Below are 14156 nucleotides of genomic sequence, written 5' to 3' on the forward strand. Positions count from 1 at the left end.
AATTCACCTCTATAATATGATTCCCGACCATTTCGGGATAAATATGATTAAACCAACAATTACAGTACAAATAGCATATATTAAGCAGGCTCCAGCAGCTAAGTCTTTTGCTTGTTTAGCTAGTGGGTGTAATTCCGGCGTCACCAAGTCGACGACACGTTCTATGGACGCATTTACTAATTCTATCATGAACATGCCAAAAATCGAAATCACAATGATTATCCACTCAAATGCAGATAGACCAGTTGCCGCTGCTGCTATTACAACAACTATTGCTGCTAGTAAATGAAAACGAAAGTTTTGTTCACTTTTAACTACGTGATAAATTCCATTAGCAGCATAGATAAACGACCGAAAAAATTTACGAGGGTTCATGGCCTTCACGTTTTAACCCAAAAGCTTGTAATATAGATTCCTGTAGTCCAAACATCTCTTTTTCTTGCTGTTCAGTCCCATGATCATAACCTAATAAATGTAAGAAGCCATGAACGGCCAAGAAACACAGCTCTCGCTCAAATGAGTGTTGATAAGTTTCTGCTTGTTCCGTTGCACGTTGGACAGATATGATAATATCCCCTAAAAGGGTTGGAATATCTGCATTTATAATTTCAACTTCCCCTTCTCCCATCTCTTCCATTGCAAAGGAGATTACATCTGTTGCCATATCTTTGTTGCGATACGTTTTATTAATTTCTTGAATTGCCTCATTCGTTACGAAGGTTACACTAACCTCACTGCCCTCTTTTACAGAAAGTTGTTCTCCAGCAGATTGTAATACTTTCCCTACAAGAGCTAATGTTTCTTCGGGTATAGAATTCGTTTCATCCATTAAATCTAGTTCTAGCATATTTTTGGCTCCTCATAAATTATTTTGGATATTCAATTCGAGAGTGAAATGTTCCATTCATGGTAGTACAAAAACTTTCTTCCATTTTCTTTATTTCCTTTAGTGATAGATCACATTCATCGAATTGCCCGTCTAGTATTTTTTCTTTAATAATAGACTGTATCAATTTTTTAATTTTATCAGCATTTGGCTCTTTCATCGAGCGAACAGCTGCTTCTACGCTATCTGCAACCGATATGATGGCAATTTCTTTTGTTTGCGGTTTTGGACCTGGATAACGGTATTCGTCTTCTTCCACTTTATCATTAATCTCTTTCTCTTTAAAATAAAAGAATTTCAATAGGCTTGTACCATGATGTTGCGCCGCTACATCTACAATTTCTTTCGGTAATTTATGTTTCCTCAAAATCTTCGCACCATCCACTGCATGTGCAATAATAATATCTCTACTCGCTTCTGGAGATAAAGAATCATGAGGATTATAACCATTGACTTGATTTTCGATGAAAAATCCTGGCCTGTTTGTTTTACCAATATCATGATAGTAACAGCCAACGCGTGCCAATAAACCGTTTGCCCCAACTACTTCGCAAGCAGCTTCTGCTAAATTGGCCACCATTAAACTATGATGATATGTACCAGGTGTCTCGGTTAAAATTTTCTTTAACAAAGGATGATTGGGATTTGATAATTCTATGAGTCTCATGGAAGATAAAATACCAAAGAATGATTCAAAAAAAGGTAATATCCCAATAGTCATTGCCCCAGATAATATCCCTGAAGCAAGAGCTGCTCCGATGTAAAATAATATATCCGTAATTTCATATGAAGCCTTCGTCATTAACAAATAAAATATAATAAAGACAATATTCACAGAAGATACGATGAGACTAGAGCGCAATATTTGAGAATTAGTTTGCATCCTTTGCATGGCGAAAATTCCTGCAACGCCCCCAAATAATATGTATAAAGAAGCTTCCATTTGAAATACGAGTGTATAGCCTTCTTGAAAGATAATACCTGCATATGCAGCTGATACAAAATTGGAAATATACGCTGCACGTTCATCGACCAATAAATAAACTAGCATTGCAACCATTGCAGTAGGGATTAAAAACGCAATAATTACATCAAAATTAGATGCAACAGATTGAATTACCTTCATCATTAGTACAGATAAAATAACACTGAAGGCAACTACAATTAAATTTTTTGAATTGTTTATCGTTTTTTTCCTTTTACTGATTGTTTGTCCAAATAATACCCACATGGTGAGTGCAACAAATATAGCTACTCCAAGATATGGCTTATAGGATGCCTTATTCGTAAGCATGCCAAGCAATTCCAACTGTCGATAAACATCTCGATCAATAATTTCACCCTTTTGAACGAGAATTTGTCCTTGAAGTATACGAGTAGGTTCAACACTTGCTTTCGCCTGTTCTATTCGTTCTTGTGTTAAAATCTCATTTTCTACTTCCGTTGGTACAATAGAGGTTTTTGCAATATTAATGAGCACATTTCTATAATCCTGTGAATATAAAAAAATGTTATTTACTTGCTGACCAATTTTTTCTCTGGAAATAGATATATTCTCCAGTCTAATTGGTTCACTTAAGTTCTTCTCTACTAGTTCCGATAATTTTGTTTTTGAATCTTCTAAAATAATATTATTTTGGTTAATTAATGTAGCTAACATTTCATCGTTAAGTGGAACATAACTCGCATTCTCTGCCAGCTCTTCCATATCTTTTTTCAGTTTTCCTACTAAAGTTACTGGGGTATCTTCTTCGGGCTTTGCATTTTCTTTTACGTGTAAAACACTATCAAAAATAGATTTAACTATAGCAGCCTGGTTAGCAGCCGTTTCATCTTGAAATTGATAAACAGCTGGGACTTCTAGCTCTGTTCTTTTACGTTCTTGCTCTGTTTTTTCCGAGTCTTCCATAGTTTTAACTGCTCTGATTGTATCAGGTGAAAGCTGGAATAATTCAAAATCATATTTACTTTCCTTTACATTTCCAATGAGTAAAAAGAACAAACAAATCGCTGTTATAAAAGTAACGATGAAAGGGAGATACCTACTATTTTTCCATTCTCTCCACTTTATAAGGATTTTTTTCATTTCTTCTCATCCCCCCACCAACTAGTTATTCCATTATACCTTATTTTTTTCACAATTCACTAATGTTTCCCAAATAACAAAGAAGCAACCGTCTAAACATAGACAATTGCTTCTTTTAAGAATTGGATATTATAGTTCTTCATATGCTTGTATAATTTTAGCAACTAACGGATGACGTACTACATCCCCTTGCTCCAAATATTGGAAATGAATTCCCGCCACATTTTTCAATATTTTTTCTGTAACGATTAAACCAGATTCTGCACCTTTTGGTAAGTCAATTTGTGTTTTATCACCAGTGATTACCATTTTAGAACCAAATCCCAGACGTGTTAAGAACATCTTCATTTGAGCTTTTGTCGTATTCTGTGCTTCATCTAAAATAACAAATGCGTCATCTAATGTACGACCTCGCATATAGGCTAAAGGTGCAATTTCAATTGTACCTCGCTCCATAAGTCGATCCGTTTGTTCTGTTCCTAATACATCATGGAGCGCATCGTATAACGGCCGTAAATAAGGGTCTACCTTCTCTTTTAAGTCTCCGGGTAGGAATCCTAGGCTTTCTCCTGCTTCGACTGCTGGGCGTGTTAAAATGATTTTTTTTACATGAGCATTTTTAAGTGCTTGTGTAGCCATTACTACCGCTAAATACGTTTTACCAGTACCTGCAGGCCCAATTCCGAAAGTAAGATCTGTATGTCTAATTCCTTGGATATATTCCCGTTGCCCTATTGTTTTTGCTCTAATCGCTTTACCTTTTGTATTTCGTGCTATTTCTTCGTCATATAAACTTGAAAAATACTCAATCGTGCCGTTCAAGCTCATTTCTATTGCGGAAGATACATCACGCAAATTGATATTGATCCCTTTTCGAATGACTGCTAATAGTTGAATCATAAGCTGTCTAGCATCTTCTACATTCTTTTCTTCACCAATAATCTGAATTTGTTCACCTCTAGTAATAAGTTGAACTTTTAGCTCCGCTTCAATAAGTTTTACATTTTTATCCGAGATGCCAAGCAGCATTACCGCTTCTGCTGGATCTTGCAAATTAATATCTAATTGTTTAGTTTCGCTCATGATTCGTCTCCTTGGGGTATAACATGTGGTATTGCAATATTTTCATTTATCAGTAAAAGTATCTTCCCTTTTACTTTATCATCTTGTATTGATACCTGTAAAACTTTATCTTCTAATAATTGAGTTCCTGTAGGTAATTCTTTCATAATTTTTTGAAAAAGTAATGGTCTTATGAGGTGTTCTATGGACTGTTCCGTTAGTGAATAAGTTATATGGTGATTCTTTTGTACATAACCTGCCTGAACGTATTTCTGGATGAAAGCGGGCAACTGTATTTCTTTCCAAAACTTCTGTTTATTGTCTACCTTTTTCTGGATGATCAATTCTTTTGAGTTCGGATTAGTAACAGCAACTTGCGTTGGCAGTTCAAATGATAGCTCTACCCAATAGCTAGCGTATACCTTTCCTTCTGCACTTGTTAAAATCCTTTTGTTTCCTTGGGTGACAAAACCATTAACTAAGACATCTCCTTTTTTTACAGAGATGTTCTTTTCAACAGCTCTCACCCCTTTTGTTAAGATAAAATCTGTAATGACTCCACTTCTCTTGGCTACAAGATTTACAGCAGGTGCATCCTTTAGCTCTTTTGCTGTTTGAGGTGGCGCCAACATTGGAGCTACCGTAAATATAGACCCGGATTTTGAAAAGTGAACCCATGAATACTCTTTATGTTTTAATAAAATATTTTGGCGTATCTCTTGCTCTGACGGCAACTTTGAGGCAAACATTCTCTCTTTAATACCCATCTCTTTTAACTGCTCAGTTAGTAGAATATTACTTTCCGGTGAATCCGACTCAATATGAACGGTCCATATAAATTGGGCAAATATAATTGGAATTACGATAAAGAAGAAAACTCCCATTATGGACCATGAATAAAAAGAGATGGTACTTTCTTTTAGTTCATCTTCTAATTTAATAGGCATCTTCAGTTTTTTTCTTAATTTCCTAAACGCATTCAAATCTTTTGCTTGAATAGAAAAGTTTATATGAGTATCGTTTGTATGAAGCCGATAAACTTCAATATTTTGTTCCTTTAAAGCCTTATAAAGCGTAAACTGATCTGTAGAAATTGGTGCTTGAATTTTGATAAGACGCTTCATACCGTTTTTTCCTTCCTAGTTATATTAAAGAACTGAAGATTTTGCACATGTAGATGCAACTTATCACTAGACATCGATTTTATGTGCAACTTTTCGGCATGAATTTCTAAAAGAAAATGGTCATAGGAACAGACTAAACTATTTTCTTTTAACCGTATTAAGGAAAATTCATAATCCAATACAATATCATCAAAATTTTCTAACATAATACTCGCATGGAGTGGAAATAACTGCTTCACAAAAAACACCCCTTTACATGAATTTATGCATGTAAAGGGGTGTTCATGAGTTATCTTTTAGATTTTGGTGGAGCAAGTATTTCGGAAAAAATAATTGCTCTGATCAATTCGTCCTCACTGCTAGGCAGCATAGAGTTTACTGGAGTAGTTTCTGGACGTAGAGGGGCACTTTCCTTATGAGTACTCAATCTACCAGAAGTTCTTGCCACTCCTTGATTTCGCTTAACCTCTCGCTCCATTTTCTCCACTACAGGCACTTCTCTTACGACAGGAGGTTTTGTTTTTTTCTCCTGCTGTCGTTCATTCGTAAACTGTTTAGCAAAATCACCTAATTCTTTAAAAGGATTTTCTGAAACAGTTTTACGTGAAGGAGTGCTATTTACAGGTTTTTCAACCGTCTTTTTGTCTGGTTCTTTCTTTTTATTAAAGAAAACACTAAAAAGTAATGCGATGATTATAGGAATAAAGGCTTCCAAGGAGATTGCCTCCTTTCTGCTATATTATTTTAGCTCGTCAGTAGAAGGTTTTTCTCCGCCAACTTTACTAATAGAATCTCTCATACCAGTATCAGCTTTAATATTATTGTAATTCATGTAATCCATCACACCAATATTACCTTCACGTAGCGCTTCAGCCATTGCTAATGGAACAGCAGCTTCCGCTTCTACTACTTTCGAACGCATCTCTACAACTTTTGCTTTCATCTCTTGTTCAGATGCTACAGCCATTGCACGACGTTCCTCAGCTTTTGCTTGGGCAATTTTCTTATCTGCCTCTGCTTGCTCTGTTTGTAGTTCTGCACCAATGTTCTTACCTATATCAACGTCCGCAATATCAATCGATAGAATTTCGAAGGCAGTACCAGAATCTAATCCTTTTGCTAAAACAGTTTGAGAGATTAAATCTGGATTTTCAAGTACGCGTTCATGACTTACACTAGAACCAATTGTTGAAATAATCCCTTCACCAACACGAGCTACGATTGTTTCTTCACCAGCACCACCGACTAGACGGTCAATATTGGCACGAACCGTAATACGCGCTTTTGCTTTAACTTCGATACCGTTCATTGCCACACCTGCGATAAATGGTGTTTCAATAACTTTTGGATTTACGGACATTTGCACTGCTTCCAATACGTCACGACCAGCTAAATCAATCGCTGCAGCTCTTTCAAATGTTAGTTCAATGTTTGCACGATGTGCCGCTATTAAAGCGTTAACCACACGGTCTACGTTACCTCCAGCAAGGTAATGACTTTCCAGCTGATTGATAGAAACTTCAAGACCCGCTTTATGAGCTTTGATCAATGGGTTAACAATACGTGAAGGAATAACACGACGTAACCTCATCCCTACTAATGTAAAGATACTAATTTTTACTCCTGCTGCTAGTGCAGAAATCCATAACGTAATTGGGAAAAATGTGAAAAATACTGATAGTACTACAAATGCTAATACTATAACGATGATTAAAGTAACTGTTGAGCCTGTAATCATTCTGTTACCTCCCCTTCTACTGCTTCTCGAACGACGATACGAGAGCCTTCCACTTTAATAATTTTAACATATTTATCTTTTCCGATAAAACTACCATCTGAAACTGCGTCAATTCTTTCATTATCGATACGTATAGTTCCCGAAGGTCTAAGTGGTGTCATTGTCACTGCAAATTTTCCGACAAGTTCCACTCTATTTTTATTGGAAACATATCCTTTTTCAGTTGTAGTCGCATCCGACAAGATTACTTTATTTAACACTTTTAATTCCCTACCAAAGAATTTCATAATAATCACCATTCCCACTATAGCTACTGTTAATGCAATTATAACGGCGATAATCATTTGCTCAATATCGCCACCAGCTAATACTATACTTATAATAATAGCTGCCGCCCCTAATATACCACTAATTCCTCCGGGCAGGAAGAACTCCGCGACAATAAGTAAAACACCAATCACAAAAATAATGATTGTTTCATAGCCAGCAAGACCTGCAACTAAATGTCCGAAAAAGAACAGAACTAACGAAATTAACCCCATTGTACCAGCGACACCAAAACCTGGCGAATACAATTCGACGATTAAACCTAAACTTGCAATTGATAACAGGATTGGAACGATAATTGGATTGGTTATAAAACGTGCAAGCGATTCCATAAAGGTCTCTTCTGTTTCAATTATTTTCGCTCCAGAAAGCTTAGTAACTTCAAGTAATTCATCAAATGAACTAACGGTTGCTTTTGAATAGCCTACTTCTAATGCTTCCGCTGAAGAAAGTGTCAATAACTTACCGACAGGGGCTCTATATTCAGGTAAGTCTACGGTATCATCTGCCATAGCTTGAGCATATATAGGATCTTTATCGGTTAACTCAGCAGCGTTTTTCATCTTCGCTTTCCATGCACTATTTGCTTTTTCACCTGCAGTGTTTCCACTACTTTCAATGACTGCTGCTGCACCGATTGTTCCGCTAGGGGACATATAAATTTCATCTGTATGAAGTGCTAAATAAGCACCTGCTGATAATGCTTCAGAGTTAATATACGCAATTTTACGAATCGATGTGGAATCCAATAAATTAGCAATATCTTCTGCCGAATCTACAAAACCTCCAGGTGTATTAATCTCAAAAATAATTGCCTCTGCTCCAGCCTCTTCTGCTTCATGGATTGAACGTTTCAGAAAAGCATATAATCCTTTTTCTACTTCATCGTATACTGGTACTTTATAAACTTCTGTAGTTTGTGCTGTTATAATAGGAATCATCATTCCAAATGATAAGACTAATAAACAAAGAGAAACGACATAGCGAGTCAATTTCACCACTTAACCTCCTTTCTTCTATATGTATACTCCTATTTACGGATGAACTTTCAAAAAGTTTCATAAAATAAAAATAAACCGAGAAAATAAATTTTCTCGGTTTACATAATTGTAAATTTTAATCATAAAGTACGTGTTTTGAACGTAGGGATGGTTGGGAATAAATACCACTTACGTTAACGTGCAGCTTCTGATTTCTTTTTACGTTTCCGCTCAGGTTTTAGAAACCATAGCTTCGAAGCTTAGTAAATAAAGTAAATTAGAATTTACGTTTACGGGCAGCTTCAGATTTCTTTTTACGCTTTACGCTTGGTTTTTCATAAAACTCGCGCTTTCTAACCTCTTGAATTGTACCACTTTTAGATACAGTACGTTTGAAGCGGCGAAGAGCATCTTCAAGCGATTCGTTTTTACGAACGACAGTTTTTGACATCTCTTTTTCCCTCCCTCCGAACACACGTCAAGCACATAACCTAGTGCTATGTACTAAAAAATTATACCGTATTGTAAAGACTTGGTCAATACTTTGAGATATAATTTTTACTTTATTTAGTTAGAAATTTAATCTAACAACTAATCTAGAGCAATTATGCCAAGTAAAAATTAATAATCAGATTTACTTTCTAATCCTTTTACAATTTCTACTCCAGAACTTGCACCAATTCTTGTTGCTCCAACTTCAACCATTGCTTCAACGTCTGCTAAGTTTCTAACACCACCAGAAGCTTTCACGCCTAAGTCAGGTCCTACAGTTTCGCGCATTAGTTTAACAGCTTCGATTGTTGCTCCTCCAGTAGAAAAACCGGTAGAAGTTTTAACGAAGTCAGCACCTGCCGCTTTAGATAATTCACTTGCTTTCGCAATTTCTTCATTTGTTAATAAACAAGTTTCTAAAATAACTTTTACAATTGCTTTATCTTTTGCAGCATTTACTACAGCTTCGATATCTTTTTGTACTAAGTTATAATCTTGGTCTTTTAACGCACCAACATTTAGTACCATATCAATTTCACCTGCACCATTTTCAATAGCATTAGTAGTTTCGAATGCTTTCACAGCTGAAGTACTTGCGCCTAAAGGGAATCCGATAACAGTACAAACTTTTACTGGACTTTCTTTTAGAAGAGATGCACTTAAATTTACCCATGTCGGATTAACACATACGGATGCAAAATTATATGTTTTAGCTTCCTCACATAATTTTTCAATTTGATTTTTAGTTGCGTCTTGTTTTAGTAAAGTATGATCTATTAATGCTGCAATATTTTCAGTCATTAGTTATTCCCCTTTCAAGATGTACGTACCTCTTAATAATACTCTTAATTGCCGGTAAAGTGCAAGTATAGTGGTTACTTTGTGGGTCAATAGTATTTTTCTCTCTATATGGCTATTTATTCTGGAATTTTTACTTTCTCATGAATTTGTTTTAGTAGCTTTGTTTGGGCTTTGAGTTGCCCTACAATTGTAACCATAAACCAAATAACAAAAATTACGGGAACGAAATAAAATATAAATAGCAATCCTGGTAGTAAAGCCGTCACTTCCAATACAGCACCTCCTAATTTCAAATAAAAAAGCCGGTGAAATATTAATCACCGGCTTTATATTTATACTAACTCTGCAACTTCATCTAGAACACGAACGAATTGTCCTTCATTGTAGGGATAACCAGCTTTTGTGATTTTCACACGAACTAATTTCCCTATTAAATCCTCAGATCCAGGAATGACAACCTTTAGGTAGTTATCTGTATAGCCTTCAACCATATTAGCAGCTGAATCTAGTTTATAAGCTTCCTCCGGTATAATTTCAAGTACTTCCCCTTCAAATCTAGAAGCATATTCTACCGCCAATTGATCATTTAATGTGATTAATCGATGTACTCGTTCATTTTTCACATCTTCATCCACTTGGTTTTCCATTCTTGCGGCAGGCGTTCCTGTACGTTTTGAGTATGGGAAAACATGCAGTTCAGAGAATTTTTGGTCACGTATAAAGTTAAATGTCTCCATGAATTCTTCCTCTGTTTCACCTGGAAAACCAACAATAACATCCGATGTTATTGCAAGATCTGGTAAAGCAACTCTTAAACGATCTAAGCGATTCTCAAAAAATTCCATTGTATATTTTCTACGCATTCTTTTCAATACAGTATCCGAACCAGATTGAATAGGGATATGCAAATGTCTTACCACAATCTTAGAATCTCTTAAAACATCAATTACTTCGTCTGACAATTGACTTGCTTCAATCGAGCTAATACGCAGTCGTTTTAAGCCTTTTACATTGTTTTCAATATCTCTTAAAAGTTGTGCTAAATTATAGTCTTTTAGATCTTCCCCGTATCCACCTGTATGAATACCTGTCAGAACTATTTCCATATAACCAGCATCTACTAGTTGTTGCGCTTGTCTCACTACTTCTTGTGGATCTCTTGAACGCATAAGTCCACGAGCCCAAGGGATGATACAAAAAGTACAGAAGTTATTGCAGCCTTCTTGAATTTTCAAGGATGCTCGAGTTCTGTCTGTGAATGATGGCACATCCAATTCTTCATATACTCGATTTTTCATAATGTTCCCTACAGCATTGATAGGTTTACGTTCTGTTTTATATTGTTGAATATAATCCAACATTTTGGTTCTTTCCTGTGTACCTACAACTATATCTACTCCTGGTATTGCCATAATTTCTGCAGGAGAAGTTTGAGCATAACAACCAGTTACACAAATAACAGCATCTGGGTTTTGACGAACAGCACGACGAATAACTTGACGACTTTTTTTGTCTCCTGTATTCGTGACAGTACAGGTATTAATAACATATACATCTGACTGTTTTTCAAATTCAGTCCGGCTATACCCATTTTCCTTAAATAATTGCCAAATGGCTTCAGTTTCATAGTGATTTACTTTACAACCTAACGTATGGAATGCAACGGATGACAAGTTCTCACACCTCTTTCATTCAAATTCATAAGAAATTGCTGACAGCGCATATAACGGTGCAGTTTCAGTTCGAAGAATCCTAGGTCCTAGCGCAATTGTCTGAAAATCATTATCTAATAATAGCTTTATTTCTGCTCGATCGAGCCCACCTTCTGGACCAAATACGATGAGTATCGATTGTTTATCATACACGTTTTTTAATTGTTCAGCAAACTTTTGTCGTTCATCAGTTTTGGCGTCTTCCTCATCCGCCACATACTTTACATCGTATGCTTTAGACAATTCAACTAACTCTTTTATAGAGACTGGATTATGTATTTGCGGAATGGTAGAACGATGTGATTGCTCAGCTGCTTCCTTAGCAATTTTTTGCAATCGAGCTACTTTCTTTTCGTTTTTAGACTTATCCCATTTCACGATAGATCTTTTTGCTTCAAATGGATAGAGTTCGTACATTCCCAGTTCTGTTGCTTTTTGCGTGATCAATTCCAGCTTGTCTCCTTTTGGTAGACCGCAAACAATTGACACTTTCTTTGGCATTTCATTGGTGTTGAGTAGAACCTCTTTAACCTTTAAATGGACAGCTTTTGAAGACCCATCTAAAATTTCCATCGTATATGTTTGGTTATTAGCCACAACAAAAACTAGATCACCTGGTGACATGCGCATCACTTGAATCATATGATGCGCATCATCTCCGGTAATTGTCACTGTATTATTCTCACTTATAGGTTCATTTGTAAAATAACGTTGCATGACAATCTCCTTTATTTAACAGGCTTTCTCGAAATAATTGTTACCCAATCTTCCATCATCATGACTTCCTCAATTTCAAATCCTGCATGTTGTAATGATTCTCTTACATCATCTTTTTTCGTAGCAATGATTCCGGAAGTGATGAATAATCCGCCCTCTTTTACAATAGTGAATGCATCATCCGTAAACGTCATGATGATTTCTGCTAATATATTCGCTACGACTATATCTGCTTGTTCGTCCACATTATCTAGAAGATTACCGTGTGTTACACGAACAATATGGTCTACTTTGTTTAAAGCAATATTTTCTATTGCAGATCTAACAGCTACTTCATCCAAATCTAGCGCATGAATCTTAGAAGCTCCTAGTTTTGCTGCTCCGATAGAAAGTACTCCAGATCCAGTTCCTACATCAATTACACTTGAATCTGTTTGAACCGTTTTCTCCAACGCTTGTAGACACATAACTGTTGTCGGATGCGTACCTGTTCCAAAAGCCATTCCAGGATCAAGTTCGATGATTAGTTCATCCGTGTTCACTCGCTCATAGTCTTCCCAAGTCGGTACGATAGTAAATCGATTAGATATTTTCACAGGATGGTAATACTTTTTCCATGCCGTTGCCCAATCCTCTTCGTCTACTTCCTGAACAGATACAACATTATGTCCTAGATCTATGTCGAAGTTTGTTAAATTGTTGATAGCAAGTTTGATCTCTTCCACTGTTTCTAATAAGAAACTTGTTTCAGCTAAATAAGCCTTCACACGTACACCATCTACCGGAAAGTCATCTGGGTTTAAGCTATAAATTTCACCAAATAAATCTTCTCTTTCTCTTCCTAATTCATCTGAGTCTTCGATAACTACACCACTTGCACCAGCTTCATGCAAAATATTACTTACCGCTTCAACCGCTTCATTTGTAGTATGGATGGATAGTTCAGACCATTTCACTTGCGCCAACTCCTTTATTCGCCTTTTAATGTCTTCTTGATCTTATCAAATAATGAACTGCCTTGCTCTTCTGGAATATCTCCACTGATTTCTGCAAATTCACGTAATAATTGTTTTTGTTTTTCTGTTAACTTTTTCGGCGTAATTACTTTTACTATTACATGTTGATCCCCAACACCGTAGCCATGAACGTTTTTAACACCTTTTCCTTTTAAACGGAAATTGGCTTGTGATTGAGTTCCAGCTGGAATTTTAAGTTTTACTTTTCCTTGGACTGTCGGAACTTCAATTTCATCACCAAGAGCTGCTTGTGCATATGTCAAAGGTAGCTCGTAATAAATATCGTCGCCATCGCGTTCAAAACGTGGATCTGCTTTAACACGGAAAACGATATATAAATCGCCCGCTGGTCCACCATTTGCTCCAGGTTCACCTTGACCACTTACACGAAGCTGCTGCCCATCATCCACACCTGCTGGGATGGTAACTTTAATTTTTTTGCGTTTGTTAACTGCGCCTTTACCATGACATGTAGCACATTTATCTTTAATAATATTCCCTGTTCCTTGACAGTGATTACATGCGCGTTTAGTTTGAACGCGGCCAAATGGCGTATCTTGTGTGACATTTACTTGACCATGACCATTACAGTGTGAACATTTTTCTGGTTTTGTACCAGGTTTTGCACCTGAGCCAGAACATGTTTCACAGTTTTCTTCTTTAGATACTTCTATTTCTCTTTCTTTACCAAATACCGCTTCTTCAAACTCAATAGTCATGGAATATTGAAGATCATTCCCTTTTCTTGGAGCATTGGGATCACGTCTTCTTGAACCTCCGCCACCACCGAAGAATGAACTAAAGATATCTTCAAAACCAAATCCATCAGCACTACCGCCACCAAATCCACCAAATCCTTGGTTTGGACCTGCGTGACCAAATTGGTCGTAAGATGACCGTTTTTGTTCATCACTTAATACTTCGTATGCTTCGGAAATTTCTTTAAATTGGTCTTCCGCTCCAGCATTTTTGTTAATATCTGGGTGGAATTGTTTTGAAAGTTTACGATAAGCTTTTTTTATCTCGTCTTGAGTTGCGCTCTTAGATACACCAAGAACCTCATAATAATCACGTTTATTCATCTTTCACTCTCCTGCTCTGTTAACTTGCACATAGGAATAATTGTACCATGTACAAAATCCTAATAGCAAAACTTTGAAAATTTAATCATTCGGATCATGCCTGTTTCAACCTAATAATATGACTTTAAAATCA

Annotated in this window: 16 protein-coding genes; all 16 read right to left on the reverse strand. The window is 36.3% G+C overall.

Going from position 1 to position 14156, the window contains the following annotated elements; genetic code table 11:
* Nucleotides 1-9: 9 nt before the first annotated feature.
* The 16 genes from MKX53_RS10580 to dnaJ all read right to left on the reverse strand — a co-directional run bounded on the left by MKX53_RS10580 (nt 10) and on the right by dnaJ (nt 14023).
* Nucleotides 10-375, reverse strand: coding sequence for a diacylglycerol kinase family protein (locus tag MKX53_RS10580; RefSeq protein ID WP_093538508.1), 366 nt, complete (start codon nt 373-375; stop codon nt 10-12).
* Nucleotides 362-847 carry an rRNA maturation RNase YbeY gene (gene ybeY, locus MKX53_RS10585; protein ID WP_340762738.1) on the reverse strand — a complete coding sequence of 162 codons (486 nt, stop codon included), beginning with the start codon at nt 845-847 and terminating at the stop codon, nt 362-364. The genes MKX53_RS10580 and ybeY overlap by 14 nt, the downstream gene beginning before the upstream one ends.
* A gap of 19 nt (nt 848-866) precedes the next feature.
* A complete protein-coding gene (locus tag MKX53_RS10590) occupies nt 867-2972 on the reverse strand; it encodes an HD family phosphohydrolase (RefSeq protein WP_340911144.1) in 2106 nt (701 codons plus the stop codon).
* Between the two features lie 129 nt (nt 2973-3101).
* A complete protein-coding gene (locus MKX53_RS10595) occupies nt 3102-4055 on the reverse strand; it encodes a PhoH family protein (protein ID WP_093538505.1) in 954 nt (317 codons plus the stop codon).
* A complete protein-coding gene (locus MKX53_RS10600) occupies nt 4052-5158 on the reverse strand; it encodes a sporulation protein YqfD (protein WP_340830917.1) in 1107 nt (368 codons plus the stop codon). The genes MKX53_RS10595 and MKX53_RS10600 overlap by 4 nt, the downstream gene beginning before the upstream one ends.
* Entirely contained in the window at nt 5155-5397 is a 243-nt protein-coding gene (locus MKX53_RS10605) for a hypothetical protein (protein ID WP_340911147.1), read from the reverse strand. Before MKX53_RS10605 ends, MKX53_RS10600 begins: the two co-directional genes overlap by 4 nt.
* Nucleotides 5398-5447: 50 nt before the next feature.
* On the reverse strand, nt 5448-5873 hold the full coding sequence (locus MKX53_RS10610; RefSeq protein WP_340911150.1) for a hypothetical protein: 426 nt from the start codon (nt 5871-5873) through the stop codon (nt 5448-5450).
* A 24-nt stretch (nt 5874-5897) separates the two neighbouring features.
* Nucleotides 5898-6896 (reverse strand): flotillin-like protein FloA, encoded by a 999-nt coding sequence (gene floA, locus MKX53_RS10615; RefSeq protein ID WP_093538501.1) that lies wholly within the window; start codon nt 6894-6896, stop codon nt 5898-5900.
* Nucleotides 6893-8167 carry an NfeD family protein gene (locus MKX53_RS10620; protein ID WP_340913323.1) on the reverse strand — a complete coding sequence of 425 codons (1275 nt, stop codon included), beginning with the start codon at nt 8165-8167 and terminating at the stop codon, nt 6893-6895. The genes floA and MKX53_RS10620 overlap by 4 nt, the downstream gene beginning before the upstream one ends.
* A gap of 313 nt (nt 8168-8480) precedes the next feature.
* Entirely contained in the window at nt 8481-8654 is a 174-nt protein-coding gene (gene rpsU, locus MKX53_RS10625) for a 30S ribosomal protein S21 (protein WP_016426884.1), read from the reverse strand.
* Nucleotides 8655-8824: 170 nt separating this feature from the next.
* Nucleotides 8825-9496, reverse strand: a complete 672-nt coding sequence (gene deoC / locus MKX53_RS10630) for a deoxyribose-phosphate aldolase (RefSeq protein WP_340911153.1) — start codon at nt 9494-9496, stop codon at nt 8825-8827.
* Nucleotides 9497-9612: 116 nt separating this feature from the next.
* A complete protein-coding gene (locus MKX53_RS10635) occupies nt 9613-9768 on the reverse strand; it encodes a hypothetical protein (RefSeq protein ID WP_340764614.1) in 156 nt (51 codons plus the stop codon).
* A gap of 60 nt (nt 9769-9828) precedes the next feature.
* A complete protein-coding gene (gene mtaB / locus MKX53_RS10640) occupies nt 9829-11169 on the reverse strand; it encodes a tRNA (N(6)-L-threonylcarbamoyladenosine(37)-C(2))-methylthiotransferase MtaB (protein ID WP_340911157.1) in 1341 nt (446 codons plus the stop codon).
* Between the two features lie 15 nt (nt 11170-11184).
* Complete coding sequence (locus tag MKX53_RS10645) at nt 11185-11925, reverse strand: 16S rRNA (uracil(1498)-N(3))-methyltransferase (protein WP_093538498.1); 741 nt, start codon at nt 11923-11925, stop codon at nt 11185-11187.
* An 11-nt stretch (nt 11926-11936) separates the two neighbouring features.
* The gene (prmA, locus tag MKX53_RS10650) at nt 11937-12881 is read right to left on the reverse strand and encodes a 50S ribosomal protein L11 methyltransferase (RefSeq protein ID WP_340762746.1); all 945 of its coding nucleotides are present in this window, start codon (nt 12879-12881) and stop codon (nt 11937-11939) included.
* Between the two features lie 14 nt (nt 12882-12895).
* Nucleotides 12896-14023, reverse strand: coding sequence for a molecular chaperone DnaJ (gene dnaJ / locus MKX53_RS10655; RefSeq protein ID WP_340911161.1), 1128 nt, complete (start codon nt 14021-14023; stop codon nt 12896-12898).
* Nucleotides 14024-14156: the final 133 nt, after the last annotated feature.

Source organism: Psychrobacillus sp. FSL K6-4615 (assembly GCF_038008225.1).
GTDB lineage: Bacteria > Bacillota > Bacilli > Bacillales_A > Planococcaceae > Psychrobacillus > Psychrobacillus psychrotolerans.